Here is a 21,473-nt window from a genome sequence, read left to right as displayed (position 1 = left end):
GCCGCGATGCCCAGGGCCTGCCCACGGGCGTGCTGCTCAGCCTGCCCCAGGGCGAGGACGCGCGCCTGCTGCGCGCCGCGTTGTCGGTGGAGGCCGCGCTGCTCGATTCCTGAAATTCCCTTTGCCCTTTCCAACAACCCGCAACAATTGGAGGCCGCTCATGGCTAAAGAAATTCTCTGTGCATTTGGTGTCGACGTGGACGCGGTGGCCGGCTGGCTCGGCTCCTACGGCGGTGAAGATTCCCCGGACGATATCTCCCGCGGGCTGTTCGCCGGCGAGATCGGCGCGCCACGCCTGCTCAAGCTGTTCGAGCGCTACGGCCTGCGCACCACCTGGTTTATTCCCGGGCACTCGATGGAAACCTTCCCCGAGCAGATGAAGGCCGTGGCCGACGCCGGCCATGAAATCGGTGTGCATGGCTACAGCCATGAAAACCCGATTGCGATGACCGCCGAGCAGGAAGAAATCGTCCTCGACAAGTCCATCGAGCTGATCACCCAGGTCACCGGCAAACGCCCCACCGGCTATGTCGCGCCCTGGTGGGAGTTCAGCAAGGTGACCAACGAACTGCTGCTGAAAAAGGGCATCAAGTACGACCACAGCCTGATGCACAACGACTTCCATCCGTACTACGTGCGGGTCGGCGACAGCTGGACCAAGATCGACTACAGCCAGCACCCCGACACCTGGATGAAGCCCCTGGTGCGCGGCCAGGAAACCGACTTGGTGGAGATCCCGGCCAACTGGTACCTCGACGACCTGCCGCCAATGATGTTTATCAAAAAAGCCCCCAACAGCCACGGCTTCGTCAACCCACGGCACCTCGAAGAAATGTGGCGCGACCAGTTCGACTGGGTCTACCGCGAGCACGAACACGCGGTGTTCACCATGACCATCCACCCCGACGTTTCCGGCCGCCCGCAAGTGCTGCTGATGCTCGAACGCCTGATCGAACACATCCAGAGCCATGCCGGCGTGCGCTTCGTCACCTTCGACGAGATCGCCGACGACTTTATCCGCCGTAACCCCCGTAACCGCTGATCACCGCAACTTACTTGAGGCGCGATCCATGTCTATCTACAACAAGCTCGACCTGACTGGCTGGAAACCCCAGCAGTTGACCCCGGCCCAAGTGCGCTTTGCCACCTGGATCGCGTTTTTCGCCTGGGTGTTTGCGGTGTACGACTTCATTCTGTTTGGCACCTTGCTCCCGGAAATCGGCCGGCATTTTGGCTGGGGCGAGGTCGAGCAGGCCGAGATCGCCACCTGGGTTGCGGTTGGCACCGCGGTGGTGGCCCTGGCCATCGGCCCGCTGGTGGACAAACTGGGGCGGCGCACCGGGATTATCTTCACTGTCGCCGGCTCGGCCCTGTGCTCGGCCTTGACCGCCATTGGCGGTTCATGGGGCAAGTCGCCGCTGATCCTGATCCGTTCCCTGGGCGGCCTGGGGTATGCCGAGGAGACGGTCAACGCCACCTACCTCAGCGAGCTGTACGCCGCCTCGGATGACCCGAAGCTGGCCAAGCGCCGGGGCTTTATCTACAGCCTGGTGCAGGGCGGCTGGCCGGTCGGGGCCTTGATCGCCGCCGGTTTGACCGCGGTGCTGCTGCCGATCATTGGCTGGCAGGGCTGCTTTATCTTCGCCGCGATCCCGGCCATCGTCATCGCGATCATGGCGCGCAAGCTCAAGGAGAGCCCGCAGTTCCAGATCCATCAACGCATCACCCAGTTGCGCAAAAGCGGCGCGGTCAGCGAAGCGCAAGCGGTGGCCAGCACCTACGGCGTGGACTACGACGAACACAGCAAGGCCGGGCTCAAGGCGGCATTCCGCGGCACCTCGCGCCGCGCGACCCTGGTGATCGGCGCGGCGATCCTGCTCAACTGGGCGGCGATCCAGGTGTTCAGCGTGCTCGGCACTTCGGTGATCGTCAGCGTGCATCACATCTCGTTCGAGAACTCGCTGATCATCCTCGTGCTGTCCAACCTGGTGGGCTACTGCGGTTACCTGAGCCACGGCTGGATGGGCGACAAGATCGGCCGGCGCAACGTTATCGGCCTGGGCTGGATGCTCGGCGGCCTGTCGTTCGCCGGCATGCTCTACGGCCCGAGCAACATGCCGACGGTGGTGGGGCTGTACAGCCTGGGCCTGTTCTTTTTGATCGGCCCGTACTCGGCGGCGCTGTTTTTCATCAGTGAAAGCTTCCCCACCAGCATCCGCGCCACCGGCGGCGCGATCATCCACGCCATGGGCCCGATCGGCGCGGTGGTGGCGGGCTTTGGCGCGACCCAGGTGCTGTCGGCCGGTGGCGATTGGCAGACCTCGGCCCTGTACTTCGGCGCACTGCCTTGCTTCCTCTCGGGTGCGCTGATGTTCGCCGCGCGCCATGTGCGTCCTGAAACCGTGAAATAAGGAAAAAGACTCCCATGACTCAGAAAGTCGCATTGATCACCGGGGCCGCCAGCGGCATCGGCCAGGCCCTGGCAGTGGCGTATGCCCAGCGCGGGGTGGCGGTGGTCGGCGGGTATTTCCCGGCCGACCCCCATGACCCGCAGATCACCCGGACCCTGGTTGAAGAGGCCGGCGGCCAGTGCCTGATGCTGCCGCTGGATGTCACGGACAGCCAGTCGGTGGACGCGCTGGCCGAGCAGGCGGTGCAGACCTTCGGTCGCCTTGATTACGCGGTGGCCAACGCCGGCCTGCTGCGCCGCGCGCCGTTGCTGGAGATGACCGACCAGGCCTGGAACGCCATGCTCGACGTCGACCTGACCGGGGTCATGCGCACCTTTCGCGCAGCGGTTCGGCACATGGGCGAGGGCGGTGCGCTGGTGGCGATCTCGTCGATTGCCGGCGGCGTCTATGGCTGGCAGGACCACGCTCACTACGCGGCGGCCAAGGCCGGTGTGCCGGGCTTGTGCCGTTCGCTGGCGGTGGAGCTGGCAGGGCGCGGCATCCGTTGCAACGCGGTGATCCCGGGGCTGATCGAAACCCCGCAGTCCCTGGACAGCCAAAACTCCCTGGGCCCGGAAGGCCTGGCCAAAGCCGCCAAGGCCATCCCCCTGGGGCGGGTCGGGCGCGCCGATGAAGTGGCGTCGCTGGTGCGTTTCCTCACCAGCGACGAAGCCAGCTACCTGACCGGGCAAAGCATCATCATCGACGGCGGCTTGACCGTGCGCTGGCCTGACTGACCGGCCATCCGACACCTGTCGCCGCTGCCGCCAGGCTGCGCTGGCCCTAACGGTCGCCGTAGGAGTGTCGGGCAAATAAGTGGTGTTTTTCCAGGCGCGCTCAGCCTCGCGGCAGCGGCCACAGAATTTTTGCTACAGGAGTTTCCCATGTCTCAACTGTCCAATCGCCGCGCCGTGATCACCGGGGCCGGCAGTGGTATCGGGGCGGCCATCGCCCGGGCTTATGCGGTGGCCGGTGCACGGTTGTTGCTGGCTGATCGCGACCCCGCGCGCCTGGCCGAAAGCGCCCAGGCCTGCCGGGACCTGGGGGCGCAGGTGTTCGAGTGCGTGGCCGATGTCGGCAGCGTCGAAGGCGCCCAGGCCGGGGTCGATGCCTGTGTCGCGCAGTTTGGCGGCATCGATATCCTGGTGAACAACGCCGGCATGCTGACCCAGGCACGCTGCGTCGACCTCAGCATCGAGATGTGGAACGACATGCTGCGGGTCGACCTCACCAGCGTCTTTGTCGCCAGCCAGCGCGCCTTGCCACACATGCTGGCCCAGCGCTGGGGGCGGATCATCAACGTCGCCTCGCAACTGGGGATCAAGGGCGGCGCCGAGCTGACTCACTACGCCGCAGCCAAGGCCGGGGTGATCGGTTTTACCAAGTCCCTGGCCCTGGAAGTGGCCAAGGACAATGTGCTGGTCAACGCCATTGCCCCGGGGCCGATCGAGACGCCGCTGGTGGCCGGCATCAGCAGCGCCTGGAAAACCGCCAAGGCCGCCGAGTTGCCCCTCGGGCGTTTCGGCCTGGCCGATGAAGTGGCGCCGGTCGCGGTGCTGCTGGCCAGCGAGCCGGGGGGCAACCTGTTTGTCGGCCAGACCCTGGGCCCGAACTCCGGTGACGTCATGCCCTGAAGGAGGCCTGAACATGTGTGGTTTGTGCGGTTTGTTGGGCGAGGACGTGCACTGGAGCGACCCCCTGGGCGGCGAACTGCCCCGGCGCCGCGAACGCTTGCGGCGGATCGCTGCGATCAACCGGGTGCTGGCGCCCTGGCGGCTCAAGGTCGAGGACTTCCAGGGCTCGGCCTACCTGCTGCTCGGCGCCACCGGCCGCCAGGAACTGGCCAGCGGCCTGGAGCAGCTCTGGGGCCAGGCCGAAGCCATGCTCGGCCGCCCGCTGGACCCCTTGGATCCCGGCCTGTTACAGCACCTGGAGCACGGCCGATGAGCATCGCCCTGAACGTGATCACCGGTTTTCTCGGCAGCGGCAAGACCACCTTGCTCAACCGCCTGTTGCAGGGCGAAAGCCTGGGTGACACGGCGCTGCTGATCAACGAATTCGGCGACGTCGGCATCGATCATCTGCTGGTGGAGGAGGTGGCGCCCGACACCGTGCTGCTGCCCAGCGGCTGCATCTGCTGCTCGATTCGCGGCGAGCTCAAGGACGCGTTGCTCGGCCTTCTGGCGCGCCGCAATCGCGGCGAGATCCCGGCCTTTCGCCGGGTGATTCTGGAGACCACCGGCCTGGCCGATCCGGCGCCGATTCTCGCCACCTTGAATAACGATCCGCAACTGCGCGGGCGCTTTCATATCGGCCTGGTGGTGACCCTGGTGGACGCCAGCCATGCCCAGCTGCAAGAACGGATTCACCCGGAATGGCTGGCCCAGGTGGCCGCGGCCGATCGCCTGTTGCTGAGCAAGACCGACTGCACCGAGCCGGCGTTGGTGGCCCGGTTGCGCGAGCGCTTGCAGGTACTGAACCCCGGCGCGCCGATGCTCGACAGCCATGCGGTGCACAGCGGCGAGCAACTGTTGCTGGGCGAGGGCGTGCGCAGCGCAGAGCCTGAAGTCGAGGTTGCGCGCTGGCAGTTGCAGCGGCCGCCGCCTGCAACGGCGCAGCATGGCGCGGCGCAGGTGTGCTGCCTGGAGTTCGAACAGCCCCTGGATTGGGTCGGCTTCGGGGTCTGGCTGTCGATGCTGCTAAGATGCCACGGCGAACGTATTCTGCGCGTCAAAGGATTGCTCAACGTGAACGCCAGCCAAGCCCCTATCGTCATCCATGGTGTGCAGCATTGCCTGCACGCTCCCGTGCACCTTGCCCGTTGGCCCGGCAGCGATCGGCATTCGCGGCTGGTGTTTATTTTGCGTGGGCTGGACCCGGCCCAACTGCGCCGTTCCTTCGAGGTGTTTGCCCGCAGTTTTGCCCCGGCCCCCGGGGAACCTGCCTGATGCGTGGCACGCAACCGATCACATTGCGGGTCCTGGGCACCTCGGTGACCTTGCTGGAATCGCTGCGGGTCCGCGCCGAGCAGGACCTGGGCATCCGTCTGGTGTACCAGGTGCACGACGTCGAGCAGGCGCAGCGCATCGCGGTGATGCAGCCCGACAGCTACGACCTGTATGACCAGTGGTTTCACAACGTCGACTTTGTCTGGCCGGCGCGGGCGATCCAGCCGATCGACACCCGGCGCATTGCCCTGTGGCATGAAATCAACGACCTGCCCAAGCGCGGACGGCTGTCGGCCAGCGACCGCCTGGGCAGTGGCAGCGTGCCCAGCGAACGGCTGTTCGTGCAGCATGACGGCAGCCTCGGCAGTGCGGTCAGCGAGCGCATCAGCATGTTGCCGCTGACCCACAATGCCGACAGTTTTGCCTACCGTCCGGAGCGTTTGCCGGCCGGTTTGAGCCGCGCCAATGAGAGTTGGGGCTGGTTGCTGGACCCGGCCTGGAGCGGGCGTATCGCCCTGCAAAGCGACGCGGCGATTGGTGCGCTGGACGCGGCCCTGGCGATTCAGGGCAGTGGCTTGGCGTCGTTCAAGGACATCGGCAACCTGAGCATCGAGGAGATCGACAGCCTGGCGCAGATCCTCGTGCGCAAGCAGCGCGAGGGGCATTTTGCGGCGTTCTGGTCGGACGATGAAGAAGCCGCGCAATTGATGCTCAGCCCGTGCATCGATATCCAGAGCCTGTGGTCACCGACCCTGATGCGCCTGCATCGGGCCGGGGTCAAATACCGCCTGGCGGTGCCGCGCGAAGGGTACCGCGCGTGGTTTGGCGGGTTGTCGTTGTCGCGCCATGCCCAGGGCCCGGTGCTGGATGCGGCCTACGCCTACCTCAACTGGTGGTTGTCGGGCTGGCCCGGCGCGGTGATGGCGCGCCAGGGCTATTACATCGGCAACCCGGCCCGCAGCCGCGACCACCTGAGCAGTGCCGAATGGGATTACTGGTACGCCGGCAAGCCGGCCCGGGAGCAATTGCCGGGCAGCGATGGCGAGCCCTTGATCGAAATCGGCGAAACCCGTGACGGCGGCTCCTACGAGCAGCGCATGGGGCATATCGCGGTGTGGAATTCGGTGATGGACGAGCACAACTACCTGGTGCGCCGCTGGGGCGATTTCCTGCGCGCGGGGAGCAAAAGCGCAGGCCGCGGGAAGGGGTGATCCTCCTTTCCCGAAACCCCGCGCACCCGCAGCTGTAGCCGGGCCTGGCGGCAGCGGCTACGCCTGTTCAGAAGAACCTTGTCACGCTGACCTTGGCGTTGCGGCCCAGGCTGGTGGCGTTTTCGCCGCTCAGTGGTGGGCGGTAGTCGCGGTTGAACATGTTGTCCAGGGTGAAGTTGACCTCGGTGCCCTTGAGGTACGCCTGCTGCGGTTTCCAGCTGGCGAACAGGCCCTGCACGTTGAAGCGATCATTCTCGTACTGGTCCCAGCTGGTGTCGCCCAGGACACTGGCTGGGCCCTTGGCGTACTTGTCGCTCGGCACGCGGTCGGTCTGGCGCATCCACATTCCCTGCCAGCCCACTTGCGCATCCCACTGCGGGATTTTAAAGCCCAGGGTCGCCACCCATTTGCTCGGCGGAATATCCCGCGCCCAGACATTTGGCCCCCAGGGGTTGGTGTAGGCGCCCTCGTGCTTGCCGGTGATCCAGGAGTACGACAGCGAACCGAACACATAGGTCGAGTCGTAGAAGCTTTCGATATCAATGCCCTTGATGGTCAGGTCGCCGATGTTGCGGTACACCGAGATCGGCGAGCCGCTGCACACCTGGCTGATGCTCTGGCCCTTGATCAATTGCTCCGGGCAACCGATCCCGAGGTTTTTCATGATCTCGTCTTTGATGGTGTTGTGATAAAGCGTGGTGCGGATTTGCGCCGCATCGGAGTCGGTGAGGATCTTCGAGAAGCTGGTGACGTTACCCGCACGCAGGGCGGTGATCCGCTCCGGGTCGAGGTTGCGGCTGGTGGCCGAGCGGGTCGAGCTCGGGGACTGGACTTCATACTGTTCGTCGATCACCGGTGCGCGCCAGGTCTTGCTGTAGTCGGCGAACAGGGCAACCTCCGGGGTCACCGTCCAGAAGGCCGACAGGCGCGGCGACCAGCCGGTGTAGGTCTTGTCGCTGTAGTCGTGGCCGGCCTTGGGATCTGGGCTGTTGTACAGCGGCGCGTCGTTTTTCTCGCCGCGGTTGCGTACATAGTCGTAGCGCAGGGACGGGGTCAGGGTGAAGTTGCCCAGGCTCACCGCGTCCTGGATGTAGAAGGCGTTGTTGTCGACCTTGCCATGGGGCATGAAGCCCGGCTGGTAATGGCCGTAGTTGTACTGGGCCACCTCATAGGTGCTGCCGGGCATCCACATGTCGACTTCGCGGGTGTGCTTGCGGATCTGCACGCCATTGGTCAATGCATGTTGCAGCGGGCCGGTTTCGAAGCGGCTGACGTTCTTCAACTCGAGGATCTTGTCTTCATAACCCACGGTGATCTTGCGTCCGCCCGAGGTCGGCTGATAGAAGGCGGTCGGGCCGCGTTCGTCGGTCTGCTCGGTCTTGGAGTTGGAGTACTTGAGCTCCAGGTCGATCCACGGGTTGTCCAGCGGGGTGTATTGGTACTTGGTCTGCCAGGTGGTATCGACCGTGTTGCGCTGGGCCAGGTAACGCTTGGTGGCACCGTCATAACCGAAGCGATTGATGTCGGACTGGCTCGGCGGCGACGGGTAACTCTTGGCCGAAAACGGCGCGAAGATATCGCTGTCGGAGCGCATGTAGGTAAAGCCCAGGCGGTGCTCGTCGGTCAGTTGCATATTGAGTTTGTACAGCTCGCCTTCCAGGTCCTGGGCGGTGTTGGGCAGGCGCTTGGGGTTGACCGGGTAGACGTTGCGCGGGTCGGGCTGGGCGCTGGCCATTTTCATGTCGTCGCCGTCGCGCTTGGTCCAGTAGGCCAGCACGTCGAACCGCCGGTCCTCGGTGCGGCCATACACGGCCGAGGTGTAGGCCTGTTCATGGCTGTTGCTGCTGTAGCCGTACTTGACCATGGCCCCGACATCGCGGCCTTCCTGCAACAGGTCCGGGGCGTCCTTGGTTTCCATGCGGATGGTGCCGCCAAAGCCGCCGTTGCCGGTCTGGGGCGAGTGCGGGCCCTTTTCCACTTCGACGCGCTTGATCATTTCCGGCTCGATGAAGATCGAACCCTGCTGATAACGTTCGAAGCCGCTCTTGGTCGCACCGTCGACGCTCATGGGAACGTCTTCGGCATCCCCCAGGCCCCAGATGTTGACGGTCTGGCCGCCGGGCTTGAGCGAACCGCCGAGGGTCACGCCGGGCAGGGTGTTGATCAGGCTCGGGATGTTGTTGGCCAGGTGGCGGTCCATTTCTTCCTGGTTCAGGGTCGAGCGGCCGACGGTGGCCGCGTCCACTTCCTGGCCATTGCCGATCACGCTCATGGCCCCCAGCTGCAACGCCGAACCGCTGGTGCTGCTGTCGTTTTCAGCCGGGCGCACGACGTAGGTGTTGTCGACCTTGACCAGGCTGAAGGCGCTGTTCTTGAGCAGCGCGCCAATCGCCGCCTCGGCGCTGTAGTCGCCGTTGAGGGCCGGGGCCTTGATGTTGCGCAGCAGCTCTTCGTCGAACAGCAACTGGATCTTCGCCTGTTGCGCGATCTGGCTCAGCGAGCTGGCCAGTGCCTGTGCCGGCAGCTGGAAATGGATCGACTCGGCCTGGGCCTGCAGGCTGAACGCCATGCAAACCGCCAGCAGAGTTGGACGGGAACAAACGAACTGAAGATGCTGATGCACGCGAAACATGACTTCCCCCCGGTATGGCAACAAAGGCCAAAAGCACCGCAATGACGGCGCAGACGGGAAGAAGACGCGGCGCTGGAAAAAAACCTCATATGCGAATGCAAAATATTCGCATATGAGTTTCAGGGACGGGCTTCGATGCGGATCTTGCCATCGGCCAGGGCCACGGTGCGCACCGGTATCAGCGCTGGCAGGGCTTTGATCAGGGCGTCCGGATCGTTGATGTCGAGGTTGCCCGAGACCTTGAATGCGCCCAGGGCGCCGTCTGCCAATTGCACCGGCTGGCGGCGGTAGAGGTTGAGTTCGTCCACCAGGCCGATCAGCTCGCGGTTGCGAAACGCCAGGCGCCCGTTGCGCCAGTCGGCCACGTCATCGCTGGCCAGGGTCTGGCGTTGCAGGGTGCCCTTGGCCAGGTCATAGGTGGCCTGTTGCCGGGCGCCGAGCAGGGTGTTGTCGGCCGGGTTGCCGTCCGGCGTGAACGCCACCTGGCCGTGGGCGACGCTGACCACCAGTTGTCGCTGCCCACGCCGCACATCGAACGCGGTGCCGACCACGCGCACCTTGGCCTCGCCGGCGTGCACCCATAACGGGCGTTCCTTGTCGGGGGCGACCTCCAGGTACAGCTGGCCTTGGTCGAGGTAGATCTCCCGCTGGTGGGCGCTGAAATCGATGCGCAAGCGGGTGTTGGCGTTGACATACAAGGTACTGCCATCGGGCAGGTTCAGGGTGCGACTGCCCTTGTCCTGGGCCGCGACTTCCTGGGTGTACGCCAACTGCGGCGTGCCCAGGTTGAGCGCCAGCACCGCGCACAGCAGGGCCGCGGCCACGGCCAGCGCCGGGCGCCAGAGCGGCGTCTTGCGCACCGGCAACGGCACCGGGCGGTTGAGTTGCTGGAGCTCGGCAAGGTCGGCCCACAGTTGCTCGAACTCGGCATAGGCCCGCGCATGCAGCGGCTGCGCAACCCAGGCTTCGAAGCTGCGACGGGTGTCGCGGTCGGGGTCGTTGCGGTTGCGTGCAAACCAACTGGCGGCCTGGGCATCGATGCTGTCGCTGTCGATGTCACTGTGTGTGCCGGGAAGGCGGGTCATTCGGGCTGCTCCTTGCCGTGTGCTGGTTGAAGGCGCTGCTTGCAGTGCAATAGGGCAGAGGCGATGTGTTTTTCCACCATGCTCAATGAAATCCCCATGCGCTCGGCGATCTGCGCCTGACTCAGGCCTTCGAAGCGGTGCAGCATAAGGGCTTCTCGCCGGCGCGGCGAGAGTTCTGCCAGGACGTCTTTCAACTGTTCCAGTCTCTGCAGGCGTTGGGCGGCGGGCAGTGGTTCGTTGTGTTCATCGGCCAGCGGCTCGCTGTCGCTGCCGATCTCGCCGTGCACGCCATGGCGAACCTGCTGGCGTCGCCAGTGATCGCGCAGCAGGTTGCGTGCCATCTGAAACAGAAAGGCACGGGGTTGTTCGACTTTGGCCTGGTCGCGGTAGTCCAGCCATTGGGTGAACACGTCCTGGGTCATGTCCGCCGCATCGCTGGCGTTGTCCGTGCGCTTGCGCAGGAAATGCAGGATGTCCGCATAAAACCCGCGAACGGTGTCAGCCGACACGGGGTCGGGCTTGAGACGAGACATGGATACCCTTCTGGACGACGCAAGGACGCGAAAGTCGCGAATGATATCGAGAACTATTATTATTTGTCATTTTTTATCAGGGCTGCCCGCCATACAGGCGTCGAGCCATGGGCGGGCGGCTCGCGAAGGTGCGCTGAACAGCCGGTCAAGCGACCGGCTGGGCACAGCGTTGGTCTCAGATCACAAAAAAGCCATGGGTCGCATCACGCGCCAATTGCGCCACCAGCCCGTATTCCCAATCCAGGTAACCCTGCATGGCTTCGCGCGGGTTGTCGGTGCCCTCGTAGGGCCGGCGATAGCGGTCGATGCGTGGCGCGGCCAGGTGCTGGCGGCTTTCTTCCACGGGCAGGCCGGCGGCGATCCAGGCCGTGGTGCCGCCCTTGAGCACAAACACCGGGCGCCGGGTCAGGGCTTGCAGCTCGGGCACCACGAAGCGCGCCAGCAGGCTGCTGCCACAGGTCAGGACAAAGCGCTGCGGCGCATCGATGCCGGCCAGGGACTCGGCCAGTTGGCTGCGCAGGGCCCACCAGGCCCCGGGAATGTGGCGCTGCACGTAGTTCGCGCTGGCGGTGAAGTCGAGCACCAGGGTCCCGGGTGTTTCCAGCCACTGGGCCAGGGTCTGCGGGCTGATTTCTTCGGCCACCGGCACGGCGGGCAAGGGCGCCTGCCAGGCCCCGGTTTCACTGAAGTCGGCCGCTTGCAGGCCATCGAGCACCGCCACCTGCCAACCCATTTGCGCCAGCCATGAAGCGCTCATATTGGCGCGCACGCCGTCGTCATCCACCAGCACCAGCCGCGCGCCGCGCACGCTGGCGACGTGGTCGGTCTCCTGTACCAGTTGGCCGCCGGGGGTGGAGCGGGCGCCGGGTAAATGGCCGTCGGCATATTCCTCCGGGGTGCGCACATCGAACAGGTAGGTGGTGCGCTGGCCGTCGGCTTGCCACTGGTGCAACTGGGTACGGTCGATGCGCGCCACCTCGGCCTGGTCGGCCACGGCCCGTGCCGACTGTTGCGCCAGGGCCTGGTTGCCCGGGGTGGCGGCCTTGAAGCGGCGCTGCTGCCCGTGTTCCAGGCGCTGCCCGGCCAGGGTCCAGCCGATGGTGCCGTTGCGCAGGGCCGCCACCGGGTTGGGGATGCCGCCGTTGACCAGGGATTGGGTGCCGATGATGCTGCGGGTCCGCCCGGCGCAATTGACGATGACTCGGGTCTGCGGGTCGGGCGCCAGTTCGCGCACCCGCAGCAGCAATTCGGCGCCGGGGACGCTGGTGCTGCCGGGGATGCTCATGGTCTGGTATTCGTCGAAACGCCGCGCATCGAGCACCACCAGGTCGGCCTTGGCGTCGAGCAGGGCCTGGACTTCCTCGGCCGCCAGCGACGGCGTGTGGCGCTGCGCGTCCACCAGTTCGCCGAAGGATTTGCTCGGCACATTGACGTCCTTGAACAGCTCGCCGCCCGCCGCGTGCCAGCCGTCGAGGCCGCCCTCGAGTAGCGCCACATCGTGGTAACCCAGGGCCCGCAGGCGTTGCGCGGCCAACTGCGCCAGGCCTTCACCCTGGTCGTAGACGGTGATCGGCGTATTGCTGCGCGGGATGCGCGCGTACACCTCCAGCTCCAGTTTCGACAGCGGGATATTGGCCGCGAACAACGGGTGGGCTTCGGCGAACGGGGCTTCTTCACGGACGTCGAGCAGCGCCAGTTCCTGGCGCTCGAGCAGGGCCTGGCGGATCTGGGCGTGGCTGCGGGTGGGGAAATCGGTCATTGCGGGGGCTCCTTCGACAGGTCCCAGAAGTTTGGCAAAAGGCTGTTGGAGTAGCCGGAGATAAAGGGTTTTTCAGTGCCGTCCAGGTCATACACCGCGCGTTTTACCGCGCCGATATTGGCCCCGTACACGTGGATGCTGATGGACACCTGGTCGGCATGGGCATTGGCCACCTGATGGATATCGCCGACCTGGGGCGACACCGCTTCCACTTGCCCGGGTTCCAGGCGCAGCGCTTCGCCCGCCGCTTGCAGGCGGCCATCGGCCTGGCGCGCGAAGCCCTGGGAGTATTCGGCACCGCGCAGCATGCCGATCAGCCCCCAGACCCGGTGATCGTGAATCGGCGTGCGCTGCCCCGGGCCCCAGACAAAACTGACGATGGAAAAGCGCTGCAGCGCATCGGCGTGCAACAAAAACTGCTGGTAGCGCTCGGGGTCCGGCTGGGCGAAGGCTTCGGGCAGCCAATCGTCATGGCTGACCAGCGCGCGCAGCAGCTGGGCACCGTGGTCGAGGATCTGCGCCTCGGGAGGCTGCTGTTCAAGCAGTTGCGCCAACTGCTGGACGAACAGCCGCAGGCGTCCCAGGTTGGCCGGGGCGGGGCGGGCGGTTAATGCGTTGTGGGGCATGGGCTCCCTCCGTGGAAGCTGGAAAGTTCGAGGCGAACGACCACTGTGCGCTAGAAGGTATTATTCTTTTTGGGTATTTTTCCAGTGATTTATTATGCTAAAAAAGAATGAATATAGATGATTTTCAAGGTGCTGCCGGAACCCATGGCCGCCGTGCCCGGCCACGCTGGTTCGTGGCCCTCGGATGCTGGTTTATTCATCTGCTTATTGCATATCTAAAATTAGGATAAATGCATTTTTTGTATATTAAGTTAGAACCAAAACGAATTTCACGAGGGTTTTTTATGTAGTTAGCATGGGGCTCAACGCGTCGAAAAAGGGAAGTCGAGATGCCCGCGCAAGCCCCCCATTACTCAGTCTTGTCCGTATTCCTGCCAGGTTCCGTGAATCGGCAGCGCTCGCGCAGGAGCCAGCCATGAGCCTTTCTTCCGTGGCCCAGCGCCCGCAGGCAGCGCCGCCGGTGGCGTTATCCCATGCCACCCTCGACTCGCCAGAATTCGCCGAACTGCTGCACAACCTGTCCAGCGAGTTTGCCGCCAGTGCCGCGCACTATGACCGGCACAGCGAGTTTCCCCACGCCAACCTGCAGCGCCTGCATGAACATGGCTTGCTGGCCCTGACCGTGCCGCGCCAGCTGGGCGGCAGCGAGGCCAGCCTGGCCCAGGCACGGCGGGTCATCAGCGCCGTGGCCCGGGGCGAGCCGTCCACCGCCCTGGTGCTGGTGATGCAATACCTGCAACACACGCGCCTGCAACATAACCAGGCCTGGCCCCTGCACCTGCGCCAGCGCGTGGCGCGGGAGGCGGTGGAGTCGGGGGCGCTGATCAATGCCCTGCGGGTCGAGCCGGACCTGGGCACCCCAGCCCGTGGCGGCTTGCCCGGAACCCTGGCACGCCGCGTTGAAGGCGGCTGGCGCATCAGCGGGCGCAAGATTTATTCCACCGGGATCCCCGGCCTGACCTGGCTCTCGGTCTGGGCCCGCAGCGACGACGCCGAGCCGCAGGTGGGCACCTGGCTGGTGCACCGCGAGACCCCGGGGATCAGCGTCGAAGAAACCTGGGATCACCTGGGCATGCGCGCCACTGGCAGCCACGACGTGATTTTCGATGAGGTGTTCGTGCCTCTGGAGCAGGCGGTGGACATCCAGCCGGCCCACGTGCCGCGCCCGTCCGAGCTCGACAGCAATGGGGTGCTGTGGCTGGCGGTGCTGCTGTCGTCGATCTACGACGGGGTGGCCCGCGCCGCGCGCGATTGGCTGGTGACCTGGCTTGCCGAACGGACACCGGCCAACCTCGGCGCACCGCTGGCGAGCCTGCCGCGGTTTCAGGAATTGATCGGGCGGATCGACGCCCTGCTATTGAACAACCGGGTGCTGCTGGACGCCGCCGCCGAGGGGCGGATCGCCCCGGGTGAGGCGACCCAGATCAAGTACCTGGTCACCAGCAACGCCATCAGCGCCGTCGAGCTGGGTATTGAAGCCATCGGCAATCCGGGGCTGGCCCGGGGCAACCCGATCGAGCGCCATTACCGCGACGTGCTCTGCAGCCGGATTCACACCCCGCAGAACGACGCGATCCTCAGCGCCGCCGGACGCGCCGCGTTTGCCTTGCCCGCCCGGGGAGCCCAGGCATGACCCGCATCGCCAGCCAGCTGGACGCGGCCTTCAATGCCCGCCTGCGGGAACTGCTGCCGGATGTCGAGGTGCTGGCGTTGCCCCGGGGGCTGCCCCAGGCCTTGCCGGCGGATGTGCGGGTCTTGCTGGCGGCGCCCCATGGCGATTTTCGCGATGCCGCCGAGCCGCCAGCGGGCTGGCCCTTCGGCTTGCAGTTTGTGCAACTGGTGACCTCGGGCCTGGATTATTTTCCCCGCTGGCTGTTCGACAGCCTGCCAGTGGCCAGCGCCCGGGGCAGCACTGCCGAGACCATCGCCGAGTTTGCCCTGGCGGCGATTTTCGCAGCGGCCAAGCAATTGCCCCAGGTCTGGATCGAGGCTGCCGAGCACTGGCAGCAACGCCCGCTGGCGGCGGTGGCGGGCAGCACCCTGGGCCTGTTCGGCTTCGGCAGCATCGCCCAGAGCCTGGCACCCAAGGCCCAGGCGCTGGGCATGCAAGTGCTGGCCCTGCGTCAATCGACGCGGCCGTTCGAGGTGCCGGGGGTGGAGGCGGTGGCTGATCTGCAGGCGCTGTTCGCCCGGGCCGATCACCTGGTGCTGGCGGTGCCGCTGACCGAGCAGACGCGGCACATCATCGATGCCCGGGTCCTGGCCTCGGCCAAGCCGGGTTTGCACCTGATCAATATTGCGCGCGGGGCCTTGATCCAGCAGGCGCCGTTGCTGGCGGCCCTGGATTCGGGGGCGGTCGCGCTGGCCAGTCTGGACGTGGCCGACCCTGAGCCGTTGCCGGCCGGGCATGCCTTTTATCGCCATCCACGGGTGCGCCTGTCGCCCCATACCTCGGCCAATTCGCCTCAGGTCTATCTGAATATCGCGCAGTTGCTGGTGCGTAATATCCAGCGTTTTGAGCAGGGGCTGGCGTTGGAGAATCAGGTGGAGGTGGGGCGTGGGTATTGAGCGGGGCAACTGTGGATCGTCAGTGGCCAACCGGGCCAGCGCAGCCTCGCGCAGCTCGTCAGCGGCTACGAGGTGCGTGGGGTTTTTTGCAGGGGGAAGGTGTTCATGACGGCATATAGGCGCCCGGCGGTGTATGACTTGCCGCGCCAGGGGCACACGGTGTTGCGTTGGCAGCAGCCGCCGCAGCAGGCGACGGTCGAGCTGGAGCGGGTGCAGCGCAAGCAAAGCCTGGCGGCGGCGTTCCGGGTATTTGCCCGGCACGGTTTCGACATGGGCGGCGCGGGGCATATCACCGTGCGCGACCCGGGGCGGCCGGATCATTTCTGGGTCAACCCGGTGGGGGTGTATTTCGGGCATATCCGGGTGTCCGACCTGCTGCTGGTCAACCCGGTGGGCGAGATTGTCGAAGGCGAGGGCGCGCTGAACCTGGCGGCCTTTGCCATCCATGCCGCGCTGCACGAAGCACGCCCGGAAGTGGTGGCCGCAGCCCACGCTCATTCGCTGTACGGCAAGGCCTGGTCGAGCCTGGGGCGCCTGCTGGATCCGCTGACCCAGGACGCCTGCGCCTTTTATGAAAAGCACGCGCTGTTCGACCAGTTTTCCGGGGTGGTGCTCGACAGCAGCGAAGGCGCGCGCATTGCCCAGACCCTGGGCCAGCACCCGGCCTTGATCCTGCAAAACCATGGCCTGCTGACCGTGGGCCAGACCGTGGAGGCCGCGGCCTGGCGCTTTATCGCCATGGACAACGCCGCCCACACCCAGCTGTTGGCCGAGGCGGCCGGTACGCCGCGACCGATCCCGCCTGACGTGGCGCGCCACACCGCACGCCAGGTCGGCACCGAATTTGGTGGCTGGTTCAGTTTTCAGCCTTATCACGCGCGGATCCTGCGTGATGAGCCGGACTTTCTCGATTAAGGATGTGCCCATGCAGCGTCGTCGTTTTCTCCAACTATCGGCCCTGGCCGGCCTGGCCAGTGTCGCCGGCGGCATGCCGCGCTTGAGCCTGGCGGCCCCGGACCTCAGTGGCGTGACCCTGAACGTGGCCACCTACAAGGGCGCGGCGCCGACCTTTTTCCCTGAGGCCGGCATCGAAACCCCGCCGTACAAGGTCAAGTACGCCGAGTTCACGGGCGGCAACCTGAGCTTCGAGGCGCTGGTCAGCGGCACGCTGGATATCTCGCCGATGAGTGAGATCCCGCCGATCTTCGGCATCAAGAACCACGCCCCGGTCAAGTTGATCGCGGTGCTCACCGGCGACGTCAACAACCAGGCTTTCCTGGTGCCCAAGGGGTCGACGGTGCAGTCGGTGGCCGAGCTCAAAGGCAAGCGCATCGGCTATATCCGCTCCACCAGCTCGCACTATTTCCTGCTTAAGGCCCTGAAGGAACAGGGGCTGGGGTTCGACGACATCATCCCCCTGGCCCTGACTCCCCAGGACGGCTTTGCCGCGCTGCAACATGGCGCGCTGGATGCCTGGGTCAGCTTTGGCTATTTCATCCAGCTCGCCGAGTTGCGCGCCGAGGCCCGGGTGCTCAAGACCGGGCAGGGGTATTTGTCCGGCAACTACGTGATTGCGGCGAACCAGGCGAGCATCGCCGACCCGCTCAAGCACGCGGCAATCACCGATTACATCCTGCGCGAGTACCGCGCCTGGCAATGGATCGCCAGCCACCCGGAGGAGTGGGCGAGCAAGAGCGCGAAGATCCTCGGCATGCCGCGTGAAGTGTTCCTGGCCCAGTACCGGGCCCAGAGCGGGCCACGGATTTTGCAGCCGGTGGACGATGCGGCGGTCAAATCGCAGCAAGACGTGGCCGACCTGTTCTTCGAAGCCGGCGTCCTGCCCCAGGCGCTGGACGTCTCCGGCCTGTGGGACCGCAGCTTCCGCTGGAGCTGACCCCTCGCCATCTGTAGCCGCGTGCCAACGACCTGTAGCCGCTACCGAGCCCGCGAGGCTGCGCTGTCCCTTTCAAGCGCCGGCATAAGCAGGGTAGATACGCGGCGTTATTGGTCGACCTACGTCCATCCACCTCCCCCAAGGCCACGGAGGCCTCGATGTTTGCCCACTCTCTTTTATGGCTCGCGCTGGCCAGCCCCCTGGCCCTGGCCGCTGAAACCCCGCTGCAACTGCATCAACGCCTGACCGTCCTCGACAGCCACCTCGACACCCCGATGCAACTCGCGCGCCCGGGTTGGGACATCACCCAGCGCCACAGTTACGCCGCCGATTTGTCCCAGGTCGACCTGCCCCGGATGCGCGAAGGCGGCCTGGACGGCGGCTTCTGGGCCGTGTTCACGCCCCAGGGGCCGCTGACCGCCGAAGGCCGGACCCTGGCCAGCGAGCACGGGCTGGCGGTGATCACGCGGATCCGCGACCTGATCGCCGCGCACCCGGCGGAGTTCGCCCTGGCCCTGCGCGCCGAAGATGTACCGGCGATCGTCGCCCGTGGGCAGCGGGTGGTGTTTATCAGCATGGAAAACGCCGAGCCCCTGGCCGCCGATCCCCAGCGCTTGCAGACCTACCAGCGGCTGGGCCTGCGCATGCTCGGCCTGGTGCATTCGGCCAATAACGACTTCGCCGACTCGGCCACGGCCCTGCCGCAATGGCGCGGCCTCAGCCCGGCAGGACGCGAGCTGGTGGCGGAGGCCAACCGCCTGGGGATCCTGCTGGATGTGTCCCATGCATCGGATCAGGTGTTCGACCAGGTGCTGGCGCTGTCCACGGCGCCGATCATCGCTTCTCACTCCAGCAGTCGGGCGATCACCCCTCACCCGCGCAACCTCGACGACCGACGCCTGCGAGAGCTGGCGGCCAAGGGTGGGGTGGTGCAGGTCAACAGCTTCGGCAGCGACCTGATCCAGCGCCCGCCCAGCCCCGAGCGCGACAAGGCCCTGGGGCCGCTGTACCGCGAGTTTCGCCTGGCGGCAAGCATGAGCCCGGAGCAGGTGGCCGACCTCGCCGCGCGCATCCGCGAGGTCGAGGCACGCTACCCGCAACCCCAGGCCAGCCTTGACGACTACATGCAGCACTTGCTGCATATCCTGCAGGTGGCAGGCCCCGAGCATGTCGGCATCGGCGCCGACTGGGACGGTGGCGGTGGGGTCGAGGGCCTGGCGGATGTCACCCAATTGCCGCGGATCACCGAGCGCCTGCTGGCGGCGGGGTACGGCGAGCAGGACCTGGTCAATATCTGGGGCGGCAACCTGTTGCGGGTTTTGGCGGCGGCTCAGGGCAAGGCTGCGCGCTAGGCGAAGGCCCGCTGGCGAGGGTGACTCGCGGGTCAGCCCGGCTCTATGCGCGCGGCGCAGAATTCTCTCGGCTAAATATGAAGCAAAGTAATATTTGCATATGCTTAAAATGTATTTCTCTTATTAAAGTGTGCCCCCTAGGATGGCTTCCCATAGACCCAAGTGACTGATCGTAGCGCTGGGCTATAACCGAATGCACTATCCATCCGCCAGGCAGGGAGCCCTTGCATGCCGTTGACCAGAAGACAATTGATCGCCCGAGTGGCCGCCGTCGGTGGCTTGCAGGCCGCCAGCGCGGTGATGGGCATGCTCGGGGTGGGCGCTGGGGCGCAGGCTGCTGAAGAGAACTACGCCGCACTGCCGACGGCCAGTGTCGGCCACGGTGCCAGCGTGGTGGTGATCGGCGCCGGTATCGGGGGCCTGGTCAGCGCCTACGAGCTGAAGAAAGCCGGGTTCAAGGTGACCCTGCTCGAAGCCCGGGAGCGGGTGGGCGGGCGCAACTGGACGGTGCGTCGCGGCGATCGGGTCGAGTACACCGATGGCAGCGTGCAGGTGGCGGATTTCGCCGACGGTTTCTACCTCAATGCCGGCCCCGGGCGCCTGCCCAGCCACCACCAATTGATGCTCGGCTATTGCCGCGAACTGGGGGTGGAGCTGGAAGTGCTGGTCAACACCAGCCGCAACGCCCTGGTGCGGCCGGACCTGAACCAGCCGGCGCTGCAGATTCGCCAGGCGGTCAATGACAGCCGTGGGCACTTCTCCGAGCTGCTGGCCAAGGCGGTCAATCGCAATGCCCTGGACCAGGAACTCAGCCCCGCCGACCGCAGCAATCTGCTGAGTTTTCTCAAGACCTGGGGCGACCTCTCCGACAAGCTCGAATACCTGGGCTCGGCCCGTTCCGGCTACAAGGTCTGGCCCGGTGCCGGTGACCAGTTGGCGCAGAAGAATGACCCGCTGCCGTTGCAGACCCTGCTCAATCCGGCGCTGACCACTGCGCTGATGATCGACGAATACCCCGAATTCTCGCCCACCATGTTCCAGCCGGTAGGCGGCATGGACCGCATCCCCGAAGCCTTTGCCCGGCAGTTGCAGGGCCAGTTGCGCCTGGGCGCCGAAGTGCTTGGCATCCACAACCAGGCCGAGGGTGTCGACGTGGCGTATCTGGACCGGCGCAGCGGCCGCCAGCAGAGCCTGCGTGCTGACTATGTGATCAGTTCCCTGCCGCTGCCGTTGCTGGCCAAGGTCGAGAACAACCTCAGCACCTCGGTGCGCCAGGCCATCGCTCAGGTGCAGTTTGGCTACGCGAACAAGGTGGCCTGGCAGTCGCGGCGCTTCTGGGAAAGCGACTACCAGATCTACGGCGGGCTGTCCTTTATCAATCAGGAAGCCTCCGGCCTGTGGTACCCCAGCGGCGGCTTCAACCAGGCCGAAGGGGTGCTGGTGGCGGCTTACAACAACGGCGAAACCGCGCGCAAGTTCGGCGAGCGAAGCCTGGCCGAGCAGATCGAGATTTCCCGCCAGGCCGTGGAGCTGCTGCACCCCGGCCACAGCCATGAACTGCGCAAGCCCCTGGCGATTGCCTGGAGCAAGATCCCCTACAACCTCGGGCCCTGGATCAACCACGCCGTGGCCGAGCCCGATTACCAGTTGCTGAACCAGGCCCAGGGCCGGGTCTACCTGACCAGCGACGGCCTGGCCCACAGCGGCATCGGCATCTGGCAGGAAGCCGCTGCCGGCGCCGCGCGGCGCGTCGTGCGCCATTTATTCGAGCGGGCGCAAAGCTCGCCACTCAAGCAAACGGCCTGAAAAAGCCGCGCTTTCATCAAAACAGCAGTCACTGATTTGCCAGGTAGCGGACCTCCGAGGCTGGCATTAAATAACCTTGGAGCGTCTGTACATGCCTTTTAAAAAAGCCTTGTTGGGGTTGGGGATCGTTTTTGCCGCGAGCAGCAGTTGGGCCGCGTCCATCGAGCGTGTGCCGTCGACCTATCCGAATTCGCCGATCCTGCAATCGGTGACCTTGCCCGCCGGCACCGAAGTGACCTACCTCTCCGGCCTGCTGCCGGACCCGGTCGATCCCAAGGCCGGCAAGGAGCAGATCCGCGCCGCCGGCAATACCGAAAGCCAGACCCGCGAAGTGCTGCGCAAGGTCGAGTCGATCCTGGCCGGCAAGGGCCTGAAGCTGGGCGATGTGGTGCAACTGCGGATCTACCTGGTGGGCGACCCGGCCCTGGGCGGCAGGCTGGATTTCGATGGCCTGCAACGGGCCTTTCGCGAGTTCTTCGGCACAGAAAAGCAGCCGCTGAAACCGGCGCGAACCACGGTGCAGGTAGCCGGGCTGGTATTGCCCGGGGCCTTGATCGAAGTCGAAACCGTCGCCGCCAGGTCGCACTAAGCGCCGCTCAAAAGGATCTT

Annotated in this window: 19 protein-coding genes; 14 read left to right on the top strand and 5 right to left on the bottom strand. The window is 65.5% G+C overall.

The window, feature by feature from the left end; genetic code table 11:
• The first annotated feature begins 160 nt into the window (after positions 1–160).
• From CF161_RS15175 to CF161_RS15145, 7 genes are all read left to right on the top strand, one after another.
• Positions 161–1,042, top strand: coding sequence for a polysaccharide deacetylase (locus CF161_RS15175; protein ID WP_020297476.1), 882 nt, complete (start codon positions 161–163; stop codon positions 1,040–1,042).
• Between the two features lie 28 nt (positions 1,043–1,070).
• Positions 1,071–2,411, top strand: coding sequence for an MFS transporter (locus CF161_RS15170; RefSeq protein WP_020297475.1), 1,341 nt, complete (start codon positions 1,071–1,073; stop codon positions 2,409–2,411).
• Positions 2,412–2,425: 14 nt separating this feature from the next.
• Positions 2,426–3,187 (top strand): SDR family NAD(P)-dependent oxidoreductase, encoded by a 762-nt coding sequence (locus CF161_RS15165; RefSeq protein ID WP_020297474.1) that lies wholly within the window; start codon positions 2,426–2,428, stop codon positions 3,185–3,187.
• 147 nt (positions 3,188–3,334) lie between these two features.
• Positions 3,335–4,084, top strand: coding sequence for an SDR family NAD(P)-dependent oxidoreductase (locus tag CF161_RS15160; RefSeq protein ID WP_020297473.1), 750 nt, complete (start codon positions 3,335–3,337; stop codon positions 4,082–4,084).
• A gap of 13 nt (positions 4,085–4,097) precedes the next feature.
• A complete protein-coding gene (locus CF161_RS15155) occupies positions 4,098–4,397 on the top strand; it encodes a hypothetical protein (protein ID WP_020297472.1) in 300 nt (99 codons plus the stop codon).
• Positions 4,394–5,398 (top strand): GTP-binding protein, encoded by a 1,005-nt coding sequence (locus CF161_RS15150; RefSeq protein ID WP_020297471.1) that lies wholly within the window; start codon positions 4,394–4,396, stop codon positions 5,396–5,398. Before CF161_RS15155 ends, CF161_RS15150 begins: the two co-directional genes overlap by 4 nt.
• Entirely contained in the window at positions 5,398–6,609 is a 1,212-nt protein-coding gene (locus CF161_RS15145; protein ID WP_020297470.1) for a PotD/PotF family extracellular solute-binding protein, read from the top strand. Before CF161_RS15150 ends, CF161_RS15145 begins: the two co-directional genes overlap by 1 nt.
• 67 nt (positions 6,610–6,676) lie before the next feature.
• Here the strand turns inward: CF161_RS15145 and CF161_RS15140 are convergent, their stop codons facing one another.
• From CF161_RS15140 to CF161_RS15120, 5 genes are all read right to left on the bottom strand, one after another.
• The gene (locus CF161_RS15140; RefSeq protein ID WP_043229523.1) at positions 6,677–9,241 is read right to left on the bottom strand and encodes a TonB-dependent receptor; all 2,565 of its coding nucleotides are present in this window, start codon (positions 9,239–9,241) and stop codon (positions 6,677–6,679) included.
• A gap of 119 nt (positions 9,242–9,360) precedes the next feature.
• Positions 9,361–10,326: a FecR domain-containing protein gene (locus CF161_RS15135; protein ID WP_020297468.1), complete on the bottom strand. Its 966-nt coding sequence runs from the start codon at positions 10,324–10,326 to the stop codon at positions 9,361–9,363.
• Positions 10,323–10,859, bottom strand: coding sequence for an RNA polymerase sigma factor (locus CF161_RS15130; protein ID WP_020297467.1), 537 nt, complete (start codon positions 10,857–10,859; stop codon positions 10,323–10,325). Before CF161_RS15130 ends, CF161_RS15135 begins: the two co-directional genes overlap by 4 nt.
• Before the next feature lie 175 nt (positions 10,860–11,034).
• Positions 11,035–12,618, bottom strand: coding sequence for a rhodanese-related sulfurtransferase (locus CF161_RS15125; RefSeq protein ID WP_020297466.1), 1,584 nt, complete (start codon positions 12,616–12,618; stop codon positions 11,035–11,037).
• Positions 12,615–13,244 carry a hypothetical protein gene (locus CF161_RS15120; RefSeq protein ID WP_020297465.1) on the bottom strand — a complete coding sequence of 210 codons (630 nt, stop codon included), beginning with the start codon at positions 13,242–13,244 and terminating at the stop codon, positions 12,615–12,617. The genes CF161_RS15125 and CF161_RS15120 overlap by 4 nt, the downstream gene beginning before the upstream one ends.
• A gap of 415 nt (positions 13,245–13,659) precedes the next feature.
• Between CF161_RS15120 and CF161_RS15115 the strand changes: the two genes are divergently transcribed.
• The 7 genes from CF161_RS15115 to CF161_RS15085 all read left to right on the top strand — a co-directional run bounded on the left by CF161_RS15115 (position 13,660) and on the right by CF161_RS15085 (position 21,453).
• The gene (locus tag CF161_RS15115; protein WP_020297463.1) at positions 13,660–14,877 is read left to right on the top strand and encodes an acyl-CoA dehydrogenase family protein; all 1,218 of its coding nucleotides are present in this window, start codon (positions 13,660–13,662) and stop codon (positions 14,875–14,877) included.
• Positions 14,874–15,812: a D-isomer specific 2-hydroxyacid dehydrogenase family protein gene (locus CF161_RS15110; RefSeq protein ID WP_020297462.1), complete on the top strand. Its 939-nt coding sequence runs from the start codon at positions 14,874–14,876 to the stop codon at positions 15,810–15,812. The genes CF161_RS15115 and CF161_RS15110 overlap by 4 nt, the downstream gene beginning before the upstream one ends.
• A gap of 105 nt (positions 15,813–15,917) precedes the next feature.
• Complete coding sequence (locus CF161_RS15105) at positions 15,918–16,727, top strand: class II aldolase/adducin family protein (RefSeq protein ID WP_043229519.1); 810 nt, start codon at positions 15,918–15,920, stop codon at positions 16,725–16,727.
• A 10-nt stretch (positions 16,728–16,737) separates the two neighbouring features.
• Positions 16,738–17,706, top strand: coding sequence for an ABC transporter substrate-binding protein (locus CF161_RS15100; protein ID WP_020297460.1), 969 nt, complete (start codon positions 16,738–16,740; stop codon positions 17,704–17,706).
• A 158-nt stretch (positions 17,707–17,864) separates the two neighbouring features.
• Complete coding sequence (locus CF161_RS15095; protein WP_020297459.1) at positions 17,865–19,058, top strand: dipeptidase; 1,194 nt, start codon at positions 17,865–17,867, stop codon at positions 19,056–19,058.
• A 228-nt stretch (positions 19,059–19,286) separates the two neighbouring features.
• A complete protein-coding gene (locus CF161_RS15090; protein ID WP_043229517.1) occupies positions 19,287–20,864 on the top strand; it encodes an FAD-dependent oxidoreductase in 1,578 nt (525 codons plus the stop codon).
• Between the two features lie 91 nt (positions 20,865–20,955).
• Entirely contained in the window at positions 20,956–21,453 is a 498-nt protein-coding gene (locus tag CF161_RS15085; protein WP_020297457.1) for a RidA family protein, read from the top strand.
• Positions 21,454–21,473: the final 20 nt, after the last annotated feature.

Origin of the sequence: Pseudomonas sp. CF161, assembly GCF_000416215.1 — a bacterium.
GTDB lineage: Bacteria > Pseudomonadota > Gammaproteobacteria > Pseudomonadales > Pseudomonadaceae > Aquipseudomonas.
This window is presented reverse-complemented; position numbering and strand designations above follow the sequence as displayed.

Bases quoted from the DNA above. Each gene is read 5' to 3' on its own strand.
- CF161_RS15175 (WP_020297476.1), top strand. From the start codon at position 161: ATGGCTAAAGAAATTCTCTGTGCATTTGGTGTCGACGTGGACGCGGTG.
- CF161_RS15170 (WP_020297475.1), top strand. From the start codon at position 1,071: ATGTCTATCTACAACAAGCTCGACCTGACTGGCTGGAAACCCCAGCAG.
- CF161_RS15165 (WP_020297474.1), top strand. From the start codon at position 2,426: ATGACTCAGAAAGTCGCATTGATCACCGGGGCCGCCAGCGGCATCGGC.
- CF161_RS15160 (WP_020297473.1), top strand. From the start codon at position 3,335: ATGTCTCAACTGTCCAATCGCCGCGCCGTGATCACCGGGGCCGGCAGT.
- CF161_RS15155 (WP_020297472.1), top strand. From the start codon at position 4,098: ATGTGTGGTTTGTGCGGTTTGTTGGGCGAGGACGTGCACTGGAGCGAC.
- CF161_RS15150 (WP_020297471.1), top strand. From the start codon at position 4,394: ATGAGCATCGCCCTGAACGTGATCACCGGTTTTCTCGGCAGCGGCAAG.
- CF161_RS15145 (WP_020297470.1), top strand. From the start codon at position 5,398: ATGCGTGGCACGCAACCGATCACATTGCGGGTCCTGGGCACCTCGGTG.
- CF161_RS15140 (WP_043229523.1), bottom strand. From the start codon at position 9,241: ATGTTTCGCGTGCATCAGCATCTTCAGTTCGTTTGTTCCCGTCCAACT.
- CF161_RS15135 (WP_020297468.1), bottom strand. From the start codon at position 10,326: ATGACCCGCCTTCCCGGCACACACAGTGACATCGACAGCGACAGCATC.
- CF161_RS15130 (WP_020297467.1), bottom strand. From the start codon at position 10,859: ATGTCTCGTCTCAAGCCCGACCCCGTGTCGGCTGACACCGTTCGCGGG.
- CF161_RS15125 (WP_020297466.1), bottom strand. From the start codon at position 12,618: ATGACCGATTTCCCCACCCGCAGCCACGCCCAGATCCGCCAGGCCCTG.
- CF161_RS15120 (WP_020297465.1), bottom strand. From the start codon at position 13,244: ATGCCCCACAACGCATTAACCGCCCGCCCCGCCCCGGCCAACCTGGGA.
- CF161_RS15115 (WP_020297463.1), top strand. From the start codon at position 13,660: ATGAGCCTTTCTTCCGTGGCCCAGCGCCCGCAGGCAGCGCCGCCGGTG.
- CF161_RS15110 (WP_020297462.1), top strand. From the start codon at position 14,874: ATGACCCGCATCGCCAGCCAGCTGGACGCGGCCTTCAATGCCCGCCTG.
- CF161_RS15105 (WP_043229519.1), top strand. From the start codon at position 15,918: ATGACGGCATATAGGCGCCCGGCGGTGTATGACTTGCCGCGCCAGGGG.
- CF161_RS15100 (WP_020297460.1), top strand. From the start codon at position 16,738: ATGCAGCGTCGTCGTTTTCTCCAACTATCGGCCCTGGCCGGCCTGGCC.
- CF161_RS15095 (WP_020297459.1), top strand. From the start codon at position 17,865: ATGTTTGCCCACTCTCTTTTATGGCTCGCGCTGGCCAGCCCCCTGGCC.
- CF161_RS15090 (WP_043229517.1), top strand. From the start codon at position 19,287: ATGCCGTTGACCAGAAGACAATTGATCGCCCGAGTGGCCGCCGTCGGT.
- CF161_RS15085 (WP_020297457.1), top strand. From the start codon at position 20,956: ATGCCTTTTAAAAAAGCCTTGTTGGGGTTGGGGATCGTTTTTGCCGCG.